The organism is Deefgea salmonis (genome assembly GCF_020531905.1).
Taxonomy (GTDB): Bacteria; Pseudomonadota; Gammaproteobacteria; order Burkholderiales; family Chitinibacteraceae; genus Deefgea; species Deefgea salmonis.
Genome location: NZ_JAJAWG010000002.1, coordinates 110,181 through 132,254, shown reverse-complemented (window position 1 = coordinate 132,254; position 22,074 = coordinate 110,181). Strand labels below are relative to the sequence as shown.

Here is a 22,074-nt window from a genome sequence, read left to right as displayed (position 1 = left end):
TTGTACCCAAAGCTTGTACCCAAAATTGGCTTTGGGTACATGTTTGGGTACAAGCTAAACGTGAGATTACGCCGCATGGCGTGACACGTCAAGAAACAAAAAACCCAGCATTTGCTGGGCTTAGAGGGGAAAAATGCTCTGTCATGACACATCAAAAAACACTACTCAATGTTCTGCACTTGTTCACGCATTTGCTCGATCAAGACTTTCAGTTCCATCGCCACTTTGGTGGTTTCAACAGAGACCGATTTCGAACCTAAAGTATTTGCTTCACGGTTAAGCTCTTGCATCAAGAAGTCCAAACGCTTACCGGCATTGCCGCCTTTTTGCAAAATTCGGCGCAATTCGGCGATATGCGTTTGCAGACGATCAATTTCTTCCAGAATGTCCACTTTTTGCGCAAAGATCACCATTTCTTGGCGAACTCGGTCGTCGTCGCCACAGCCGATAGCCTCAACGAAGCGTAACGTCAGCTTGGCTTCGTAGTCACTGATAATTTGTGGCAATAATGGTTTTACGCCAGCAATCAAGGCATCCATCGCCTCAACGCGTTCTAATAAAATCGCCGCTAATTTTGTGCCTTCGCGTGCGCGACTGGCTAAGAAATCAGCCAAAGCCACATCCAGCACTTCAAGCGCAGTCGTTTGCAAGAGTTCCGTCGGTAATGCATCCGATTCAATGACACCGGGCCAGCGTAAAATATCAGCCATGCGTAAATCACCGGCACTGGCTTGATGCTCTTTGACTTGATCGGCCAAACGCAGCAATTCTGCAACTAAAGCGTTGTTTAAGCGCAACTGCGTGTTGGCCGCTTCGCGAACATTAAAATTCAAACGACATTCTAATTTGCCACGATTAAGACGCCCGCTGAGCTTCTCGCGAATGGCTCCTTCTAAAGCACGAAATTCCTCAGGCAATCTTAGGCTTAGATCTAAAAAGCGATGATTGACGGCGCGTAATTCAACCGACAGAACACCATGCGATAATTCTCTTTGGGCACTTGCGTATCCAGTCATGCTATAAATCATATTACTTCCTTCTTTAATACGCGCCGCTTTACACTTACGGCAGTAGGGCTGACACTAATGGACTATTGACGCTTGATTCACCGCGAAATTGCGTAAGCTGCGGCAAAAAACCAAATATCAACAGGCCCTAGACTATTCACTCAGAGTATAACCAAAACTAAGCATGGCCACCCCAAGCAATCAACCGCTCGCACGCGGATACCAATTACAGAACTACACCATCGCCAAGCTTTTATCTGCGGGGGGCTTTAGCATTGTTTATTTGGCTCACGATGAACACGACTACCCCGTCGCAATCAAAGAATACTTACCCAATTCTTTGGCACTACGCAAAGAAGGTGTTGCGGTACAGGCTGTCAGCGAAGAACACATTGCACTGTTTCGACATGGCTTGAAATGCTTTTTTGAAGAAGGCAAAACACTTGCCCGAATTCAGCACCCCAATATTGTTCGCGTGCTGAATTTTTTCCGCGCCAATGACACCGTGTATATGGTGATGGAATATGAGCGCGGCCGGACTTTACAAAAAGAAATTCAAATTAATCATGAACGCGAAGGCGTTGATGAAAAACTCATTCGCAGTGTATTTTTTAATTTACTCAATGGTTTACGTGAAGTTCATTTAAATAAATTACTGCACTTAGATATTAAACCGGCCAATATTTATATTCGTAAAGATGGCTCACCGGTTTTACTCGATTTTGGCTCGGCGCGCCAATCGCTCACTGCTGAGCAATCTCGACTGACGCCAATGTATACCCCCGGCTTTGCTGCGCCTGAGCAATATCGCAAAAAAGAACAATTGGGCCCTTGGACTGATATTTATGGCATTGGTGCATCGATGTTTGCCTGCATCGCAGGGACTGCGCCTCAGGCGGCAGATGGCCGAGAAAAAGACGATAAAGTGCAACGTTTAGAGCACGCCTATGGCGATCGATATTCGCCTGAGTTATTAACACTGATTCATCAATGTCTTGAAATTGATCATGAAAAACGCCCACAAAGCGTATTGCAAATCCAAAAATTACTGCTTGAACCGGGCTCAGTGCCGCGTAAAAAAGGCAGCCTTATTCATATGATCAAGCGAAAATGGACTGAATTGATTCGCCCCAAACGCGGAGATCAAACATGAAATTTACCGTTTTCCAAGAAAGCCGCAAAGGTGGCCGCCAATACAATCAAGATCGTTATGGCTATTCATATAGCCGTGATGCCTTATTATTAGTCGTCGCCGATGGCATGGGCGGCCATTTACACGGTGAAGTGGCCGCGCAAATCACCGTTGAATTACTCAGCGATCAATTTCAAAAAAAAGCTGCGCCAATTATTCATCATCCGAATGATTTTTTGCATGATGCTTTATTGCGCTGCCATGATGCCATTTATAACTACGCCATTACTCACCACCTGATTGAAGTGCCGCGAACAACCCTTGTCGCCTGTATTATTCAAGATGGCATGGTGTATTGGGCGCATGTTGGCGACTCGCGTTTTTATCTAATTCGTAATGGCCAAACGATTGCTCAAACCAGAGATCATTCTAAAGTCAGAAAATTAGTCGATGCTGGCATCATTACTGAAGAAGAAGCGTTACACCATCCAGAAAAAAACAAAATCTACAATTGTCTAGGCGGTAGTTTATTACCTGAAATAGAAATTGGCAGCAAAATGAGTCTCAATGATAGCGATGCGATTTTATTATGCACTGATGGCTTTTGGGGTTCGTTAAGCGCCGAGGAAATTAATCATTTTCTGTCTTCATTTCCCGTGTTATTTTCGGTACCACAACTGATGGATCGCGCTGAATTACGTGGTGGACCCAACAGCGATAATCTCACCGCGCTGGCAATTAACTGGCATGACAATCATGAGTTTGGCGATACCGAGGCGTTTGTTTCTACTCAAAATCTAGACATCAATACCATTAGTACGCATATTGATGAGCAAAGCTTTATGACTGCGCCAGAAATTAGCGAAGATGATATTGAAAAAGCCATTGCAGAAATCCAAGCGGCGATTAATAAATACTCAAAATAAAGTGATGCACTTCATGGATTAACTGTGAATAGTTGCTACTTTTCAGCCAATAGATTCCTTATGATAGTTAAAATTTTGTCATCTCGAAAGCCGCAGTTTAAACCGATCTTTTCAATCAGTTTATTTCGAGTAAAAAACAACTACAGGAACATTATCATGAAACTTCAGCATGCCATTCTTGCCTTGAGTGCAATCACTTGTGCTGGCGCTTTTGCGGCCACCCCAGATCCAATGCAAGCATTTCCAGCGGCAGAAGCTGGTTTTGTGCGTAAAGTCATTCAATTGCCTAAAGTTAAAAACCCAGAGCTTTATCGTGTGCAATTATTGGCAGGTAAAATGATGGAAGTCGATTGCAATCAAACTCGTTTAGCCGGTGAGCTAAAAGAAGAAACTGTACAAGGCTGGGGTTACAATTATTGGGTGTTGCCAGAAGTAAAAAGTGGCATTAGCACAATGATGGCTTGCAATCCGCAAGAAGCTAAAAAATCAGCTTTTGTGGCCGTGTATTCAGAAAAACTCTATCGCTATAATGCCAAACTACCGGTAGTCGTTTATGTGCCAGAAGGCATCGAATTACGCTACAGAATCTTCTCGGCAAAAGAAAAAACGCAAACGGCCATGGATAAATAATCAAATTTAAGCCAATCACAATCCAAGCATTGCCTTAAACAATCCATCCATAGATGGCGGGTTTAAGGCAATAAGAAACGGGCGATGTTGATCTGCCATTTGGCGGGATCTTCATGGCCCATTATTTTATCTGCGCCACCTTGGCCCATTGATTTAGATAAGTCAATAATGGTCGGCGTAATATACGTATTGGCTTTGCTACTAAAAATAACTTTTAATTTTGGCTGCAATAAGCTGCCTTCATTTTGCTCAATGACAATTCCCAAACGCCCTGATTCTAATCGCACCAAAGAGCCAACAGGATAAATGCCAATGGTACGCATAAACGCTTGTACCAATTCAGGATTAAAATGAAATTTACTCCATTCCCAAAGTTTTCTTAATCCTTCTGTTGCCGGCATTCCAACGTGATAACAGCGGTCAGACGTAATGGCGTCATACACATCCACCACGGCGGCCATTTGCGCCATTTGGCTAATTTGATTGCCCGGTAGTTTATGTGGATAACCGGTACCATCCATGCGCTCATGATGATGCAAAGTAATCTCCAGCGGAATCGCTTCCATATCATCAATTTGCCGCAAAATATTCCATCCTTCCTCGGGATGACTGCGCATAATATCAAATTCGGCTTCAGTTAAACGCCCAGGTTTATTTAAGATTTCATTCGGAACTTTCATTTTTCCGGTGTCATGCAATAAGCCACCAATACCAGCCAAACGAATTAAATTGCGATCCATTCCCAATGATTGAGCAAAAGTCACCATTAAGGTGCAAACACTGACCGAATGCAAAAAAGTGTATTCATCTTTATTTTTAATCGCCAATAAACCGACTAAAGCACCGCTATTTCTTAATACCGATTCAGTAATATCCCCCACCACATTGGCCACATCATCCATTTGAATGGCTTGGCCCATACGCACATCACGCATGACGGTTTTTACCGCATTGGTCGCTTGCTGGTGGATTCTATGCGCCCGACCTAATTCTTCGGCGTATGAAACTTTAACAATCATCGGTGGCGCTTCGGCAATGCGTAATAAATCGGCATCTAATTCGGCGTTGACTTCTTCTAATGTCGGCGCATCGGCCAAATCGAGGCCACGAGCGGTATCAATATAAATTTCACGCACGCCAGTGGCGGTAATTATGGCGATTTCTTCATCGGTTTGAATCACAAAACGGTTACGCACAAAAGGATGATTCATCCAATCCACGTTTAAATCATGGATATACATGCCCGGTTTGATGTATTCAGCGGGAATTTTTTTTATCATGGGAATCGCACTGGCTAAGATTGATTCATGCTAGTACAGACTGATGCAAGTAGCACGAAAACAAACCCTATAGCAAGCTGACGCACACTCAGAATTTATCTATGAATAGTTGGGATTTGAAGGCAATTTTGCCCAAAATCCGGCATTTCCCACCCCAAAATACGGACGGAATACCGCTATACCAGCAAACTGGCACCAATATTGACCGACAAGCCCAAGATCACCATATTGAAAACAAAAGAGAGAATAGATTGCAATAAAACCAAACGGCGCATTGCGCCACTGCCAACCCCGACATCGGCGGTTTGCGAAGCCACGGCGATGGTAAAAGAAAAATACAGAAAATCGGGATAAGTGGGTTCAGCAGGCTGCTCAGCAAACAGCAATAAAGGGCTTCGTCCTTGGTGTTGGTAATATAAATGAGCGTAGTGAATCGCAAATGACGTCGGCACTAATAACCAAGAGCCCGCCACGGTCATAAATGCCAAGAGTAATGGCGCATACTTAAACCACGCCTTAAGCTGATTATCCAGCGCTAAACCCAAAACAATCGCCACCAAACTGGCCACTGCCGCCAAACAGACAAAGGCCAGCACTTGCTTAGCGTTTTCGTCTTGCACTTTAGCCACCGCCCGAATGTGTTTGCCCGGCGCGCGAAACATTAAAATCGATAGGCTAATCAAATACAGCCACGAACAGGTATTCCAAGCCAACAAAAAGCGCATCAGCAGCGAAAAATCAGCCGACAACGCAAAAAACATCATCACCCCTGCGATCACCGAAAACATCAGCCGAGGGCGCGCAACAAATAAATGTCGCAGCAGCGCAAATTGCCCCTGCGGCTTGGCTATATCGTTTTCACACGCCATGGATTTACCTATGCCTTTTCGCTTGGACGATGCCGCTCAGGCAAGGCCACATGAAATACCGCATTAAGCTCAACTGGATTGAGCACCAATTGCGCCAAACAATAGCCATCTAGTACCGAATAAAAAGCCTCAAGGGCCTCACTTAAAACGCCGCGCAAACGGCAAATGCCATCAATGCTACACATCGAATGCGCATGATCAAAGCATTCCACCATCGGACTATCGGCCTCACTTAAACGCACCAAGCGCCCAACGATGATTTGCTCTGCGGGCACGGCCAAACGCATGCCGCCGCCCTTACCGCGCAAGGTTTCTAAAAAACCATGCCGAGATAAAAAATTCACCACTTTCATCAAATGATTATCCGAAATACCGTAAGCGTTGGCGATTTCGCTTCGCGTCACAATTCCCCCATTTTGTACCGCCACATAAATCAACGTGCGTAAGCAATAGTCGGTAAATACATTCAGACGCATTACGCCTCCTTGCGAAAAATTGAGAATCCATAATACACAGAATCGGCCATTTGCCGAGCGAAAGATCAAGCGCCAGCAACAATCAATTGGATTTGCCCGCAATGCCACACGCACAAAAAATTCATCTAGATGTAATCGGTTTGTCACGTTGCGCTGAGCATAATAGCGCCACTTTAAACCCACGCAATAAGGCTTGTGCAATGAAAACCCTCACCTCGCTGTCGCTCGCTCTGTCGCTACTCTTGACGGCACCACTGGCTTTAGCTGAAACCACTCTGACGGTATATACCGCGCTGGAAGCCGATCAGCTCAAAGCGTATCAGACCAAATTTGAAGCCGAAAATCCAGACATCAAAATCAAATGGGTGCGCGACTCTACCGGCATTATTACCGCAAAATTACTCGCTGAAAAAGCCAATCCACAAGCCGATGTGGTGATGGGCCTAGCCGCATCGTCATTATTGATTTTTGAAAAAGACGGCATGCTACAACCTTACGCGCCTAAAGGCGTAGAGCTACTCAGTAAAGCCTACGTGGATGATCGCACGCCACCAGCTTGGGTAGGCATGGATGTATGGGGCGCGGCGATTTGCTTTAACACCGTTGAGGCGGCCAAACAAGGCATTAAAAAACCCGAAAGCTGGAAAGACCTGACCAAGCCTGAATACAAAAATAAAATCGTTATGCCCAATCCCGCTTCAAGTGGCACCGGTTATTTTGACGTGAGCGCATGGTTGCAAATGATGGGCGAAAAAGAAGGCTGGGCGTATATGGATAAATTGCACGATAACATCGCGCAATACACCCACTCCGGCTCAAAACCTTGCAAGCAAGCCGCTGCCGGCGAATTCCCCATCGGTATTTCATTTGAATACCGCGCGGCCAAAATCAAAGAAGGCGGCGCGCCGATTGATTTGGTGTTTCCAAAAGAAGGCCTAGGCTGGGATTTGGAAGCCACCGCAATTATGAAAGGCACTAAAAACCTCGATGCGGCAAAAAAACTCGCCGATTGGTCAGCATCAAAATCGGCCAACGAGCTGTATGAAAAGAACTTCGCCATCGTCGCCATGCCAGGTATTGCCAAACCGAATGCGCATATTCCTGCTGACTACGAACAACGCTTGATCAAACAAGACCTACGCGTTTCGGCCGCCATGCGCGACAAAACCCTCGCCGAGTGGACCAAGCGCTACGACAGCAAATCAGAGCCGAAAAAGTAAGCCAGTAGCTTGGCGGCAGGTGTTCCGATTGAGTGTTGATGGTTTTAAGTGCCTGCGGCACGGCATCAACCTCAGTATGAACACCAGCAAATTGCATAGGTATCTCCATGTATCTCATTTGAAATATGAGATACATGGAGATACCCCTACAAATCATTTAACCCGCGCCACCGCGCAACAACATCCTGTACCAGCAAGTGTAGGGCAGCATTGTTTTGGGTCTACTGCATGAAAGGCCAGCCACCGTAAGGACTTCGTATGAACCGAGCACCCGCCATCGCCACCCAGCACGCTGAATTGACCATTCATGGCGTGAATAAAAATTTTGGCGCATTTAGCGCTTTGCGCGATATCTCGCTGGCCGTGAATAAAGGCGAATTTGTTTGCTTATTGGGGCCGTCTGGCTGCGGCAAAACCACTTTGCTGCGCATCATTGCCGGGCTTGAATCGTGTGATCGCGGGCTAATCGCTCAAGCGGGCCGCGATATCACCCACGCCGCCCCCAATCAACGCGATTACGGCATTGTGTTTCAATCGTATGCACTGTTTCCCAATCTCACGATCGCACGCAATATCGCCTATGGCCTCAAAGGTCGCTCTGAAGATCAGCAACGCCGCGTCAGCGAATTACTCAATTTAATCGGCCTTTCGGCTTTGGCCGAACAGTATCCGTCACAAATTTCTGGTGGCCAACAACAACGCGTTGCGCTGGCGCGCGCTTTGGCTACCTCACCGAATTTACTGTTACTTGACGAGCCGCTCTCGGCGCTCGACGCACAAGTTCGCACGCATTTACGCGGCGAAATCAAAGCGCTGCAGCAGCAACTGGGCATCACCACCATCATGGTGACGCACGACCAGGAAGAAGCGCTCACCATGGCCGACCGGATCGTCGTGATGAATCACGGCGTCATCGAGCAAATTGGCACGCCAGCTGAAATCTATCAACACCCTGCTAGCCGTTTTGTCGCCAGCTTTGTCGGCCATTGCAACTGGCTCAACACCCTTGCGGTCAGCCCGCATCAGGTGCAATTAGGTCGGCACACGCTGGCCACGCATCGCGCCAATGCTTTGGTGCAAGGCCAACACTACGATGTGTTTATTCGCCCAGAAGACATTGAGCTATTGCCGCAATGGCGCAATGATCCGCAAGTGGGTTTAGGAAAGTTACTGCAGCTTGAGCTGTTAGGCAGCGTTTACCGACTGCGGCTGTTGGTCAATGATTGGGATGGCATTGAGCTCGAAGTCATTATTAGCCATCGCGAAATGGCGCAATTGCGCCTTGCCGAGCAGCAACTGATTCCGATTTATTTGCCTGCCGACAAGCTGCGCTGCTTTTTGCCCGAGGTGAGCGCATGAACCCAACCCTCACCCTCGAAGCACCGCACGCGCGCTGGCGCAATGAATACTGGGCCACGCTGATTGCTGGCGGCATTGTGCTGATTTTGCTACTGATTTTAGCTGGGCCCTTATTGGCGATTTTAAGCCAAGCTTTGTTTGATCCTAAAACTCAGCAATGGGGCTGGGGCAGTATTGAAGCGGTACTCGATTCGCCCAGCTTGCTGCAAAGCTTATTCAATAGCGTCAAATTAGCGCTAATGAGCACGCTGATTGTGATTCCACTGGCGTATTTATACGCCGCCGCGCTCACCCGCTCGGCCATGCCGGCCAAAGGCGTGCTGCGAATGTTGGCCTTGATTCCGCTATTAGCACCGTCGCTGCTACCGGGGATTGCGCTGGTGTATTTATTTGGCAATCAAGGTTTGCTGAAGTCGTGGTTTCCTGACGGCAGTATTTATGGCTTTTGGGGGATTGTGATCGGCCAAGTGTTTTTTACTTTTCCGCACGCAATGATGATTTTACTTACCGCTTTGCGCGTTGCCGATGGCCGCTTATACGAAGCGGCGAGCGCGCTCGGCGCAGGCCGCTGCCGGCAATGGTTCAGCGTCACTTTGCCTAGCGTTCGCTACGGCGTGCTGTCGTCGGCAGTGGTGGTGTTTACCTTGGTGATGACTGATTTTGGCGTGGCCAAAGTCATCGGCGGCTCGTTTAATGTGCTGGCGCTTGAAGCGTATAAGCAAGTGATCGGTCAGCAAAACTTCTCGCGCGGCGCAGTCATTGGTTTGCTGCTCTTGGTGCCGGCGGTCTTGTCTTTTGTGCTGGATCATTACGCACAAAAAAAGCAGCAAGCGCTACTCACGGCGCGAGCGCAAACGCTGCATATCAAGGCCACCCCATGGCTAGATCGCTGCGCTTTATTGTTTTGCCTCGTCGTCAGCGGCGCCTTGCTACTGATCCTTGGCACCGCCATCGCGGCGGCGCTGATTAAGCAATGGCCGTATCAAATGCAACTGTCTTTACAGCATTTTAATTTTGACGATATGGACGGTGGTGGCTGGAGCGCGTTTAGCAATAGCTTAAAAATGTCGGCGTATACCGCACTATTTGGCTCGATTTTGGTGTTTACCGGCGCGTGGCTCACCGAAAAAGTCGCCACTTGCCGTGGCTGGCGACCCATCTTGCATTTATTAGCCATGCTGCCGATGGCAGTACCAGGGTTGGTGCTGGGTTTGGGTTATGTGTTCTTTTTTAATCATCCGAGCAATCCGCTCCATGCGCTCTACGGCACGATGTCGATCTTGGTGCTGTGCTCGATCGCGCATTTTTACACCACCGCGCATCTCACTGCCGTCACCGCACTCAAGCAACTGGACGCAGAGTTTGAATTGGTCGCCGCCTCGCTCAAAGTGCCGTTTTGGATCACCGCTTGGCGAGTGACGCTGCCGATTTGCCTACCAGCAGCCCTAGAAATTGCGCGTTATTTCTTTATTGCCACCATGACCACCGTCTCGGCAGTGGTGTTTATTTACACCTCCGACACCATGCTGGCCTCGGTGGCGGTGCTCAATATGGACGACGCTGGCGATACCGCCGCTTCAGCAGCGATGGCGACATTAATCGTCATCAGCTCCGCCGCCGCCTGCGCTGTTTTTGCAGTGATCAGTCATTTTTTACAACATCGCAGCCAACGCTGGCGGCGACAAGAATGAGGAGGCAGGGCTCAATCTCAGCGTAGCAACGGTTTGGCTTGGCTTAGGTATTCGTGGTTTTAAGTGCCTGTGGCACGGTACCTGATCAGCGCGCAAACCCTTTGGGTTTTGTTCAGATTTGATGTTGATACGTTAAATCACAGTCGTTTGAGTCGCGGGACTGTAGCTCCTTCCCCCTTGATGGGGGAAGGCTGGGATGGGGGTGTTGAGCTGCACGCCGTAGTTTCACCCTCACCCTAACCCTCTCCCATCAAGGGAGAGGGAATGCCGCGATGCTTTAACCAGCATTAACACCTGATCAGAACCAGTAGGTATTTAACTACCAGCTTTATTAAATATTAATCACACAGCAATACCCCAGCGCTTTATGCGCTTTTTTCGGGGATAAAAATTCATCTAGATGAAAGGACTATGATGCGCCAAGAAAAAATCTTACTCACCCCCGGGCCACTGAGCACCAGCTTGGCAACGCGCACCGCAATGCTCAAAGACTGGGGCTCATGGGATGGCGACTTTAACGCCCTAACCGCATCAGTGTGCGCTGATCTATTGGCGATTGCCAACGGCCAAGCGCAGCACTGCTGCATTCCATTGCAAGGCTCGGGCACTTTTGCCGTTGAAGCGGCTATCGGCACGCTGGTAAATAAGAGCAGCAAAATACTGGTGCTCGACAACGGTGCTTACGGGCAAAGAATGCATAAAATCGCGCAGAAAATCGGCTTAAATGTCGCGACACTGCGCTGGCCAGACGGCGTGCCTGTCGATCCAACTGCGCTCGATGCGGCGCTGAGCGCTGATCCCAGCATTGGTTACGTGGGCCTGATTCATTGCGAAACCGCCACCGGCCTTTTAAACCCCTTAAGCGAGATCGCCGACATCGTCGCCGGCCATGGCGCTGAGCTGATTGTGGATGCGATGTCGTCATTTGGCGCGCTGGACATTGATTTAGCACAGATGCCGATTTGCGCGCTCATCGCCGCCTCGGGCAAATGTTTAGAAGGCGTTCCCGGCATGGGTTTTGTGATTGCCAAAACCAGCGCCATCGCGCTAGCCCATGGCAATAGTCCATCGCTGGCGCTCGATTTGGCTGATCAATACGATTATTTACAGCGCACAGGGCAATGGCGCTTTACGCCGCCGACTCATGTGGTGGCGGCATTACGCGCCGCGATTGACCAGTATCAAGCTGAAGGCGGCCGCCCTACTCGCTTGGCGCGCTATACCGCCAATGCCAACGTATTAATCAGCGCATTAGGCCAAGCCGGTTTAGCTTTATTTTTAGCGCCAGAGTTACAAGCGCCAATTATTTTGACCTTCCACGCACCGCGCCATCCCGAATATCAATTTGCCGCTTTTTATCAAGCAATGAGCCAGCGCGGATTTTTACTCTATCCGGGCAAACTCACCACGGTAGAAACCTTTCGCGTTGGCTGCATTGGCGCCATTGACCCCGCGCAGTTGCAACAAGCCGCGCACGCCATCATCGACGTCCTCACTCAATTGGGTTGGTTAAACAGCCAACCTAATCACTCAACTATCCAATAAGGAAATCCAACATGCTCAACACACACGCTTATACCGGTCCTTTGCAAGCGGTTATTTTTGATTGGGCTGGCACCGTGCTCGATTTTGGCTCATTCGCCCCCACCCAAGTCTTGGTTGAAGCTTTTGCGCAATGTGGCATCACGCTCACCATGGCCGAAGCACGGGGTCCAATGGGCTTAGCCAAGTGGGATCACATCAAAGCCGTTGGCCAAATGCCAAGCGTAGCTGCGCGCTGGCAAGCTCAATATGGTCGCGACATGAACGACGCCGACGTGGACCAGATTTATGCGCTGTTTATGCCGCTGCAAATTGCGCATGTGGGCGAGTTTTCGCGACCGATCACTGGCGCCATCAGCACCATTAACCAATTGCGTGAGCGCGGCCTTAAAATCGGCAGTTGCACCGGCTACCCACGCGCAGTGATGAACGCGTTACAGCCAATCGCTACGCAATACGGCTTTACCCCCGATTACACCGTTGCTGCCGATGACCTTAAAGCCGGCGCACGCCCGGGGCCATGGATGGCGCTGGCCAATGTGATTGAGCTCGGCATCAGCCATGTTGCCGCCTGCGTTAAAGTCGACGACACCGTGCCGGGCATTGCTGAGGGTTTAAACGCGGGCATGTGGACCGTCGGTTTAGCCATTAGCGGCAATGAAGTTGGCCTCACAGAAAAAGAATGGCTGGCGCTCACGCCCAGCGAGCAAGCGCCGTTGCGCGAACAAGCCACGGCCAAACTCAGCGCCGCTGGCGCGCATTTTGTCATCGACAGCATCGCTGATTTACCTAGCGTGATCACGCAAATCGAACACGCATTAGCCCAAGGCCAGCGGCCATGAGTGAGACTTTTCAACCTTGGTGGTTTGCCGACGCGCTAGCGCAAGAAAACCGCCCGCCACGGCCAAGCTTGAATGGCAAGCGCCACGCTGATGTGTGCATTGTCGGCGGCGGCTATACCGGTTTGTGGACGGCGATTTTACTCAAACAACAGCAGCCCGAGCTGCAGATTGTCATCATCGACAAAGGCCTGTGCGGCAGTGGCGCATCGGGGCGCAATGGCGGTTGCGTGCTAACTTTAGCCCCCAAATTAAGCACGCTGACGCGGCTATTTGGTGCCGCTGAAGCCGTCAAAATTGTCAAAGCCTCAGAAGCCGCTGTTTACGCGATTCGGGACTTTTGTGCGCAGTATCAGCTGCAAGCCGATCTGCGTATTGACGGCGCGCTGTATACCGCCACTAATCGCGCACAAAGCGGCAGTATGGATGGCGTATTGGCGGCGCTCAACGCGCATGACATCAATAGCTGGCAGACCTTACCGCGCGATGAAGTACAAAAAATCGCCGGTTCAACTCGGCATTTATCCGGAGAATTTTCGCCAATTGCGGGCAGCGTGCATCCGGGACTGTTGGTACGCGGCATGGCGCGCGTTGCCGAATCCTTGGGTGTGCTGATTTATGAAAACACCGCCATGCAGCGCATTGAATACGGCCAGCCTGCGCGCGTGATCACCACCGATGGCGAAGTGGTTGCCCAGCAAGTGGTGTTGGCGATGAATGCGTGGATGGCCAGCCAGTTCCGCCAATTTGCGCGCAGCATTGCGATTGTGTCGTCCGATATGGTGATTACCGAGCCCTGCCCCGAAGCAATCCAAGCGCTTGGCCTCACGCATGGCGCGGCGATTTGCGATTCGCGGATATTTGTTCATTACTATCGCAGCACCAGCGATGGCCGTTTAATGCTGGGCAAAGGCGGCAATACCTTTGCTTTTGGCGGCAAAATGCTCGCCGAATTTGACCAAGCTAGCCGCTACCAAAACCAGCTAAAACAAACGCTGCACGACTTTTTCCCGCGTTTGGCTGAGGTGCCAATTGCCGCCTCGTGGAATGGTGCGTCCGATCGTTCCGTCACCGGTTTGCCGTTTTTTGGCTATCTGGATCAACAGCCCAATATTTGCTACGGCTTTGGTTATTCTGGCAACGGCGTGAGCACGTGCTATTTGGGCGGGCAAATTTTAAGCAGTATGGTGCGAGGGGAAAAAGACGGTTGGGCGCAATGCGCCTTGGTCAGTGGGCCACTGGGTTACTTTCCGCCCGAGCCAATACGCTGGCTAGGCAGTATGTTGGTACGCAACGCCATCCGCCGCAAAGAAGCCTGCGAAGACAACGATCAACGCCCGATGTTTTTTGACAAAATCCTCGCCCGCTTTGCCAACGCCGCCGGAAAGTCGGACAAAGCCTAAATCACCCATGGATCTACCGCGTGAGCAAATCTTAACGATTTGCACACCCTACCGGGGTATTTACTGCCATCGCATTGTATTCAATACTCATGGCAATATACCCATACAGAGGGGGCAAACGGAGTTTGCGCACGCGGAAGTTGCGCTAAAGCAAGCGTTGCGGCAAGGCCTGTGGCACACTCGAGCTGACTTTGCACCCACAGACAGATCATGAATCTTACTACCGCCAAAACCATCGTCACCCACTGGGATCAACCGATTATTCGCCAGCTGTTTTGGTATTTGATCATTCCGGCGTATGTCGAAATCCAGCGCGCTGATCCAGCTGGGTTTGCTTATCGCAATGCCAATGGCATAGCCTATCGCTGGTTGTTTTTATGGCAATTGGCGCTGTCGGTGCTGATTTTAATCGCGGTGAATACCGTCACCGCCAGTTGGCCAAGCGCGAGTTTGGCCGGCCATTTGGCGCTGACCATCAAGCTCATTACCGCTTATTTTATTGCGATGTATGGCGTTTGGGCTTTGGCGTATTGGTCGATGAAAATCCCGCGTTAGGAATTATATTTCTGGCGTAATCACCAATTGAATCGCATTGGCGGCAAACCGCGTGATGCCGTATTCAATCACTTGCCCGTGATCGTCTTGATAAACACTCTCGACATACAGTACCGGCTGGCTTTTGGGTTGCGCCAATTGCGCGGCGACTTCAGCGCGCGGAATTCGGGCAGTAATTTTGGACGATTTTCTGTTCATACTGGCAACACCAGCGGCGCGCAACGCTTCACTCATCGCGCCATGCTCGGCCAGCAGCAGATTAAAACCAGCAAAGCGTGGCAAAGGCAGGTATTCGGTGCAAACGCCAACCACTTGTTCGGCAACAAAATCCAGCGCTTCGATTTTTAACACTTCACTACCGGCGGCAATTTCGAGTTGCTGGCACACCTCATCACTGGCAATGATGACGTCACTGCGTAAAATTTGGCTTGCGCCACTCAAGCTTTGCGCTGCCAAGCTGTGCGAAAAGCGCCCACGCCGTCCCATTTGATAATCAATTAAATCTTCTTGCACAAAAGTGCCGCGCCCTTGTTCGATCCGCACCAAGCCTTGGCTTTCTAAAGCTTGCACCGCACGGCGTACAGTATGCCGGTTCACGGCAAAGCGCTGCGCCAAGATCGGCTCCACCGGCAATTGGCCGCGTAAGGTTTTTTGGGCGATTTCTTCAGCCAGCAAGGTGGCAATTTGTTGCCATTTAGGCGGCGTCTTTGGCATAGTTATCCTCTTCAGTCTGCGCCATTATACGGTGCGAAGATGACGTCTAGACGAAACAAAAATGACAACACCATCGTCGATTTTTAACCACGCGCTGTCATCCACCCAAAGTGGCAGCCCATCGCACAGAAGCAATCCAGTCGCTCAGACTGCGATTTTTTTGCTTAGCCAAGCGCTTAAACGGGTAAAAATCACATTTTCACGACGCTATCGCCGCCCATCGTCTAGTCTACAGGCAGGCAGCGCCCGTTTCTGGTCTGCCCTTTTCGATGAACTTTGTTGCTGAATATTTCTTTTTTTAAATAAGGATGTTGCGATGAAAAAACTAACCCTCACTGCTGCGGTATTAATCGCTATTGCTGCACAAGGCGCTGTTGCGGCCACCGCCAGCAGTACGGCGAGTGCCAAAAAACCCGTGTCTAAATGGATGTGCGAAGACTTTCTCGCTATCGATGAAAGCTATCAGCCTAAAGCGGTGTATTTTGCTGAAGGCTTTAATAAGAAAAACAAACCGGTTGATTCAGTGATGGACGTCGATGGCATTGAAAAAATTGTGCCAATGGTGATTCAAGAATGCAAAAAAGATCCTAAATCGTCGTTCTGGAGCAAAGTAAAATCTAGCTGGGCGAAAGTCAAAGCCGATATGTAATCGCGATATGTCATCGCAATAGTCATCGTAATCGCACTGCAAAAAAAGCCAGATTTTGTCTGGCTTTTTTTATGGCCGCCACTAGGCCAAATTTACGACAAAATTTATCGCGACTGACCCAACTTGCCAAGCCAGCCCAGCGGCATAAAGTGCTTGTGATAGCATCATGCTCACAACGTTTGAGCGATACCCGTTTGAAACACGCCAACCCTTCACGCTGCTTGGGGACAAGATGAGTTTTTCGTTTCGCAATGTTCGGTATTTTATTGCAGTGGCCGAAGCGGAGTCGGTGACCCGCGCAACGCAAACACTGAATATTTCTCAATCGGTGATTACCGAAGCGATTAAATCACTCGAGGCCGATTTGGGCGTGCCACTGTTTCAGCGTCATGCGCGCGGCATGGTGCTGACCCATGCTGGGCATCAATTTTTGCGCCATGCGCATGAAATTTTGGCGGTGGTGCGTAACGCGCAACAAGCGCTCAATGCGCGGCCCGATGCGATGACTGGCCAGCTTAATCTGGGCGTAACCGGTTTAATGTCGGGGTATTTTTTATCGTATTTACTCGATCGTTTTCGCCGCACTTTGCCCAAGGTCGAAGTGCGTATTGTTGAAGACGAACGTGGTTATCTCGAGCATTTGCTAGTGAATGGCGAGCTGGATCTCGCCATTGTGCTGACGTCCAATATCGAAAACCGCTTGGCACTGGAAGTCGAAGTATTACAAGTTGCGCCGTGGCGAATTTGGCTGCCTAGCAATCACCCGCTATTAGAGCTGGGGAGCATTAATTTAAAAGAAATCGCCAATGAAGCGATGATTATGCTCAAGCTCGATGAGCTTGACGACAACACCACCGCGTTTTGGCGCGCCGCTGGATTAAAGCCGCGCGTGGCCATGCGAACGCAATCGGTCGAAGCAGTACGTAGCTTGGTGGCCACCGGGGCGGGTTTATCGATTTTGCCCGAAATGCTGTATCGGCCATGGTCATTAGATGGTGATCGGCTGGAGGTGCGGCCGATTCAAGAGAGCATGCCGGTGCTTGAAATCGGTGTGGCATGGCGACGTGGTAGCCCGCTGTCTGAAGCGGCACAAAATTTCTTACTGATTGCCAGAGAATTCGCCCGCTCTCGCGGGCTACCTGCCGCGCGGATTGATCCGTCCTAGGGTCTGTTGCATTGATTCCACATTGATTTGCAGTATCGACTTGGCACTTTGCAATCCAAAAAAAAGAATTCTGCTGCTGTGCGTTCTAATAAATCGATGGCACAGCACTAAGCACCCCCTGCCGCTACGGCGGGCATTACGCAGCGCAACACGGCAGTTTAACGCCCAACAACTCCGCACAGCGAAAGCCAAGCATTGCCCACGCCAGCAAGATCAGCCGATCACTACGCTAAAACCAAACCTAAATATATTGCAGGTATATCAATAGAAGTAATACATATCAAAAGCTAGATCTATATACCCAATAAAAAATTAAAAACTAATTCACTTCAACCTTGCGAGCAATACACCGCAATTGACTTTGAATTGATGCATTAGCCTCAAGACCAACGCCGAGCAGCTACCGCATTCGCGATGCAAAACCACCCTGCCAAGCCGCGCTGACTCATTTGCCGCTGCCGCAACCCCAATATGGCCAGCCACGCTATCGGTTTTTTCGATAGTGTCGATTGGCAATGCCAACTAGTCGCGCCCCAGGCATTGCCTACAATCAGTTAACCACCTCTTGGAGCGCCATCATGAAACGGTTTAGCCCGATTGCTATCAGCCTATTAGTCGCCAGCTCATTCACCATTGCCAATCCACCAAGCAGCTTGGGTAAACCCGAAGGCAAGCTCAATATCATTGCTTGGCCCGGTTATATCGAGCGCGGCGAGTCGGATAAAAAATACGATTGGGTGACGCAGTTTGAAAAAGAAACCGGCTGTAAAGTCAGCGTAAAAACCGCCGCCACCTCCGATGAAATGGTCAGCTTAATGAATCAAGGCGGTTACGATTTAGTCACCGCCTCAGGCGACGCCAGTTTGCGACTGATTTACGGGAAGAAAGTCCAAGAAATCAATCCCGCGCTGATTCCCAACTGGAATACGCTCGATCCGCGTTTAAGCAATGGCGCTTGGCATACCGTTGATGGCAAACACTATGGGGTGCCTTATCAATGGGGCGCGAATTTCTTGGCCTATAACAGCAAAATATTTGCGGGCAAAGCGCCAGACAGCTGGTCAGTGGTATTTGAAGAGCAAAAACTCCCCGATGGCAAAAGCAATAAAGGCCGAATTCAAGCCTACGACGGCGCCATTTATATCGCCGATGCCGCGCTGTATTTAATGCAGAAAAATCCAGCCTTAGGCATTAAAGATCCGTACGAGCTCAATGAAAAACAATACCAAGCAGTGCTCAAATTACTGCGCGCACAAAAGCAGCTTAGTCATCGCTATTGGCACGATGTCACCGTACAAATGAATGATTTTAAAAACGAAGGCATAGCCGCCAGTAGCGCTTGGGGCTACCAAATCAATGCACTGCAGGGAGAAAAATTCCCGATCGCAGCGGTGATTCCCAAAGAAGGCGCTACCGGCTGGGCCGATACCACCATGCTGCATAGCGAAGCAAAAAACATTAGCTGTGCTTACAAATGGATGGCGCATTCACTCAATCCAAAACTGCAATCGGGCTTGGCCGAATGGTTTGGCTCAAATCCGGTGGTGAGCAAAGCCTGTACCGAAAAAGCCCCCGGCGGCAGTGATTTTTGTAAAAGCAATGGCTTTGAGCGTTTTGGGCAAATCGCTTTTTGGAAAACACCTCAAGCGCAATGCCGCAGCCAAACGCAATGCGTCCCTTATAGCCGCTGGACCAAAGACTACATCGCCATTATGGGCGGTCGTTAGCGCGCTATGACTCGGCTTGTTAGGCAAGCCGAGCGCCTCGCTGGTTTTTTCAATGGATGGTGCACCATTCGCCGCCCGATACACGCGGCGGCGCATCGGGCTGCGCCACCCGCAAGGACAAAATATGCACATTGCCGTCGAATTTCAGCAGGTGAGTCGTCATTTTGGCGGCGTGCGCGCGGTCGATGAGGTCAGCGTACAAATCATGGATGGCGAGTTTTTCTCAATGCTCGGGCCTTCTGGCTCAGGCAAAACCACGTGTTTACGACTGATTGCCGGCTTTGAGCAAGCCAGTGCCGGAGCCATCTTCATTCACGGCGTGAGCGCGCAAGGTTTGCCGCCCTATCGGCGTGACGTCAACACCGTATTTCAAGACTATGCGCTGTTTCCACATATGAATATCCTCGATAACGTCGCCTACGGGCTCAAAGTCAAAGGCATTGGCCAAGCGGAGCGCTATCGGCAAGCCGAAGCCGCTTTAGAGATGGTGGCGCTGGGCGGATTTGGCGCCAGAAAACCCGGCCAAATGTCAGGCGGACAGCGCCAGCGTGTGGCGCTCGCCCGCGCCTTAGTTAATCAACCCCGGGTGTTATTACTTGACGAGCCATTGGGCGCGCTCGATTTAAAACTACGCGAGCAAATGCAGTCGGAGCTCAAAGCGTTACAAAAACAACTGGGCATTACGTTTATTTATGTCACCCACGATCAAGGTGAAGCCTTGTCGATGTCCGATCGGGTAGCGGTTTTTAATCAAGGCAAAATCGAGCAAATTGATACGCCAAAAATGCTGTATTCCCAACCCAAAACTGTGTTTGTCGCTGATTTTGTCGGCACAGCCAATGTCATTCGCGGCGCACTGGCCGAGCAAATCACAGGGGCGACGCAGCCATTTGCGGTGCGCCCAGAGCAAATTCGCCTTGGCGCCAGCACCAGCGAGCCACAATTAATTGGCCAAGTGGCCGACATTCATTACCTTGGTGCGAGCAGCCGTTTGGCTTTGCAAGTCAGTAGCGGCGAGCGCGTTTGGGTCACGCTGGCGAACGATAGCGCCGTTATTCCAGCAATCGGCAGCGCGCTCACCGTGCATTGGCCTAAGCACAGCATGGTTTTACTCAACGAGGCCGCATCATGAGCAGCCCAACTCAATTCCCAAACCAATGGATGCCATTACGCCAGCTCTCAGATTTATTTTGGCGCCAACCCAAGCTACTGTTGCTGGTGCTGCTTTTGCCGCCCTTGGCTTGGTTTGGCATTGTCTATTTAGGCTCTTTGCTGGCCTTGTTATGGCAAAGTTTTTATACCTTTGATGACTTCACGATGGCCGTCACGCAGCAATTGACCTTGGCCAACTACCAAGCGCTATTTGATGCAGCCAATTACGACGTGGTACTGCGTACTTTGGTAATGGCGTGTGCGGTGACCTTGGCGGCGGCCATTTTGGGGTTTCCGATTGCCTACTATATGGCGCGCTACGCCAAAGGCTGGCAAAAAGGCGCGATGTATGTGGCGGTAATGCTGCCGATGTGGGCGAGCTATATCGTTAAAGCCTATGCGTGGACAGTGATTTTGGCCAAGGGCGGCGTGGTGTACTGGTTTTATAACCAGCTGGGTTTAAGCAGCGTCATCGATGCCTTATTGGCGCTACCCAGCATCGGTGGCAACTCTTTGTCGACGTCCAATCTAGGGCGTTTCACCGTATTCACCTATATCTGGCTGCCTTTTATGATTTTGCCGATTCAGGCATCCATCGAGCGCATTCCCGCCAATTTAATCCAAGCCAGCGCCGATTTAGGCGCCACACCACGGCAAACGTTTTTCACGGTGATTTTGCCATTGGCGTTTCCTGGCGTTGTCGCCGGTTCGATTTTTACGTTTAGCCTCACGCTGGGCGATTACATCATTCCACAATTGATTGGCCCATCGGGTTTATACATCGGCACCATGGTGTATACGATGCAAGGCTCGATTGGCAATATGCCGCTGGCCGCCGCGTTTACCGTCGTTCCGGTGTTGATTATTGCGCTCTACCTGACCATCGCCCGCCGCTTAGGAGCTTTTGATGCGCTTTAATCCCACAGATACCAATACCCCTCGTGCGCCGTGGTGGTTAACCACACTGGCAGTTGGCGGTATTTTCTTTTTGCATTTTCCGATCATCATGGTCGCGCTGTATGCGTTTAATACCGAAGAATCAGCGTTTAGCTTTCCTTTGCAAGGATTTACTTTGCGCTGGTTTATTGCCGCTAGCGAGCGCAGCGATTTACTCGATGCAGTTTGGCTGTCGATTCAGATTGCACTCATCGCTACCGTATCGGCCTTAGTGCTAGGCACAATGGCGGCTGCAGCGCTATACCGCCGTAATTTCTTTGGTAAAGAAGCCATTACGCTGGTGCTGATTTTGCCGATTGCGCTGCCCGGCATTGTGACGGGGATTGCGCTGCTTTCCGCCTTTCGTTTAGCCGATATCGAAACCGGCTTTTGGACCATCGCCATCGGCCACGCTACGTTTTGCGTGGTGGTGATTTATAACAATGTCGTCGCTCGCCTGCGCCGTAGCGCGTATAGCCTCATCGAAGCGTCGATGGATTTAGGTGCCGATGGCTGGCAAACCTTTCGCTATGTGTTACTGCCGCAACTCGCAACCTCTTTACTCGCCGGTGCGGTGCTGGCTTTTGCTTTGAGCTTTGACGAAATTATCGTCACCACCTTTACCGCGGGCCAACAACAAACCTTACCGATTTGGCTACTCAATCAGCTGGGGCGTCCTCGCGATGTGCCAGTCACCAATGTTGTGGCACTGGGCATTATGTTGCTCACCACCCTGCCGATTTTATTGGCTTGGCGATTAACCCAAGGCACTGAAGACACCGCCGGTGCCAGTAAATAATGC

General features: G+C 50.2%; 21 protein-coding genes. 16 read left to right on the top strand and 5 right to left on the bottom strand.

Annotation, left to right across the window (positions count from 1 at the left end; translation table 11 throughout):
• Nucleotides 1-161: 161 nt before the first annotated feature.
• Entirely contained in the window at nt 162-1,016 is an 855-nt protein-coding gene (locus LG219_RS04280) for a YicC/YloC family endoribonuclease (protein ID WP_250647183.1), read from the bottom strand.
• A 175-nt stretch (nt 1,017-1,191) separates the two neighbouring features.
• Between LG219_RS04280 and LG219_RS04275 the strand changes: the two genes are divergently transcribed.
• From LG219_RS04275 to eco, 3 genes are all read left to right on the top strand, one after another.
• The gene (locus tag LG219_RS04275) at nt 1,192-2,160 is read left to right on the top strand and encodes a serine/threonine protein kinase (protein ID WP_226763305.1); all 969 of its coding nucleotides are present in this window, start codon (nt 1,192-1,194) and stop codon (nt 2,158-2,160) included.
• Nucleotides 2,157-3,065 carry a PP2C family protein-serine/threonine phosphatase gene (locus LG219_RS04270; protein ID WP_226763304.1) on the top strand — a complete coding sequence of 303 codons (909 nt, stop codon included), beginning with the start codon at nt 2,157-2,159 and terminating at the stop codon, nt 3,063-3,065. The genes LG219_RS04275 and LG219_RS04270 overlap by 4 nt, the downstream gene beginning before the upstream one ends.
• A gap of 156 nt (nt 3,066-3,221) precedes the next feature.
• Nucleotides 3,222-3,695, top strand: a complete 474-nt coding sequence (eco, locus tag LG219_RS04265; RefSeq protein WP_226763303.1) for a serine protease inhibitor ecotin — start codon at nt 3,222-3,224, stop codon at nt 3,693-3,695.
• A 62-nt stretch (nt 3,696-3,757) separates the two neighbouring features.
• Here eco and LG219_RS04260 read toward each other — a convergent pair whose 3' ends face one another.
• The 3 genes from LG219_RS04260 to LG219_RS04250 all read right to left on the bottom strand — a co-directional run bounded on the left by LG219_RS04260 (nt 3,758) and on the right by LG219_RS04250 (nt 6,320).
• Entirely contained in the window at nt 3,758-4,975 is a 1,218-nt protein-coding gene (locus tag LG219_RS04260) for an HD-GYP domain-containing protein (RefSeq protein WP_226763302.1), read from the bottom strand.
• A gap of 176 nt (nt 4,976-5,151) precedes the next feature.
• Complete coding sequence (locus tag LG219_RS04255) at nt 5,152-5,844, bottom strand: DUF1345 domain-containing protein (protein WP_226763301.1); 693 nt, start codon at nt 5,842-5,844, stop codon at nt 5,152-5,154.
• Between the two features lie 8 nt (nt 5,845-5,852).
• Complete coding sequence (locus LG219_RS04250) at nt 5,853-6,320, bottom strand: RrF2 family transcriptional regulator (RefSeq protein WP_226763300.1); 468 nt, start codon at nt 6,318-6,320, stop codon at nt 5,853-5,855.
• A 200-nt stretch (nt 6,321-6,520) separates the two neighbouring features.
• Between LG219_RS04250 and LG219_RS04245 the strand changes: the two genes are divergently transcribed.
• From LG219_RS04245 to LG219_RS04215, 7 genes are all read left to right on the top strand, one after another.
• On the top strand, nt 6,521-7,540 hold the full coding sequence (locus LG219_RS04245) for a putative 2-aminoethylphosphonate ABC transporter substrate-binding protein (protein ID WP_226763299.1): 1,020 nt from the start codon (nt 6,521-6,523) through the stop codon (nt 7,538-7,540).
• 258 nt (nt 7,541-7,798) lie between these two features.
• Nucleotides 7,799-8,899, top strand: coding sequence for a putative 2-aminoethylphosphonate ABC transporter ATP-binding protein (locus LG219_RS04240; RefSeq protein ID WP_226763298.1), 1,101 nt, complete (start codon nt 7,799-7,801; stop codon nt 8,897-8,899).
• Complete coding sequence (locus LG219_RS04235) at nt 8,896-10,590, top strand: putative 2-aminoethylphosphonate ABC transporter permease subunit (RefSeq protein ID WP_226763297.1); 1,695 nt, start codon at nt 8,896-8,898, stop codon at nt 10,588-10,590. Before LG219_RS04240 ends, LG219_RS04235 begins: the two co-directional genes overlap by 4 nt.
• Before the next feature lie 411 nt (nt 10,591-11,001).
• Nucleotides 11,002-12,135, top strand: a complete 1,134-nt coding sequence (locus LG219_RS04230; RefSeq protein ID WP_226763296.1) for a 2-aminoethylphosphonate--pyruvate transaminase — start codon at nt 11,002-11,004, stop codon at nt 12,133-12,135.
• An 11-nt stretch (nt 12,136-12,146) separates the two neighbouring features.
• Nucleotides 12,147-12,974: a phosphonoacetaldehyde hydrolase gene (gene phnX / locus LG219_RS04225; RefSeq protein ID WP_226763295.1), complete on the top strand. Its 828-nt coding sequence runs from the start codon at nt 12,147-12,149 to the stop codon at nt 12,972-12,974.
• A complete protein-coding gene (locus tag LG219_RS04220) occupies nt 12,971-14,374 on the top strand; it encodes an FAD-dependent oxidoreductase (protein ID WP_226763294.1) in 1,404 nt (467 codons plus the stop codon). Before phnX ends, LG219_RS04220 begins: the two co-directional genes overlap by 4 nt.
• A 210-nt stretch (nt 14,375-14,584) precedes the next feature.
• Nucleotides 14,585-14,929, top strand: coding sequence for a hypothetical protein (locus tag LG219_RS04215; RefSeq protein ID WP_226763293.1), 345 nt, complete (start codon nt 14,585-14,587; stop codon nt 14,927-14,929).
• Between the two features lie 3 nt (nt 14,930-14,932).
• Here the strand turns inward: LG219_RS04215 and phnF are convergent, their stop codons facing one another.
• The gene (gene phnF / locus LG219_RS04210; protein WP_226763292.1) at nt 14,933-15,643 is read right to left on the bottom strand and encodes a phosphonate metabolism transcriptional regulator PhnF; all 711 of its coding nucleotides are present in this window, start codon (nt 15,641-15,643) and stop codon (nt 14,933-14,935) included.
• Nucleotides 15,644-15,959: 316 nt separating this feature from the next.
• Between phnF and hdeA the strand changes: the two genes are divergently transcribed.
• The 6 genes from hdeA (at nt 15,960) to LG219_RS04180 (ending at nt 22,071) form a co-directional block, all read left to right on the top strand.
• Nucleotides 15,960-16,292: an acid-activated periplasmic chaperone HdeA gene (gene hdeA / locus LG219_RS04205; protein WP_221022221.1), complete on the top strand. Its 333-nt coding sequence runs from the start codon at nt 15,960-15,962 to the stop codon at nt 16,290-16,292.
• Nucleotides 16,293-16,524: 232 nt separating this feature from the next.
• On the top strand, nt 16,525-17,457 hold the full coding sequence (locus LG219_RS04200) for a LysR family transcriptional regulator (RefSeq protein ID WP_226763291.1): 933 nt from the start codon (nt 16,525-16,527) through the stop codon (nt 17,455-17,457).
• A gap of 578 nt (nt 17,458-18,035) precedes the next feature.
• Nucleotides 18,036-19,184: an ABC transporter substrate-binding protein gene (locus tag LG219_RS04195; protein ID WP_226763290.1), complete on the top strand. Its 1,149-nt coding sequence runs from the start codon at nt 18,036-18,038 to the stop codon at nt 19,182-19,184.
• A 124-nt stretch (nt 19,185-19,308) separates the two neighbouring features.
• A complete protein-coding gene (locus tag LG219_RS04190; protein ID WP_226763289.1) occupies nt 19,309-20,316 on the top strand; it encodes an ABC transporter ATP-binding protein in 1,008 nt (335 codons plus the stop codon).
• Nucleotides 20,313-21,254, top strand: a complete 942-nt coding sequence (locus LG219_RS04185) for an ABC transporter permease (protein ID WP_226763288.1) — start codon at nt 20,313-20,315, stop codon at nt 21,252-21,254. Before LG219_RS04190 ends, LG219_RS04185 begins: the two co-directional genes overlap by 4 nt.
• On the top strand, nt 21,244-22,071 hold the full coding sequence (locus tag LG219_RS04180; RefSeq protein WP_226763287.1) for an ABC transporter permease: 828 nt from the start codon (nt 21,244-21,246) through the stop codon (nt 22,069-22,071). Before LG219_RS04185 ends, LG219_RS04180 begins: the two co-directional genes overlap by 11 nt.
• Nucleotides 22,072-22,074: the final 3 nt, after the last annotated feature.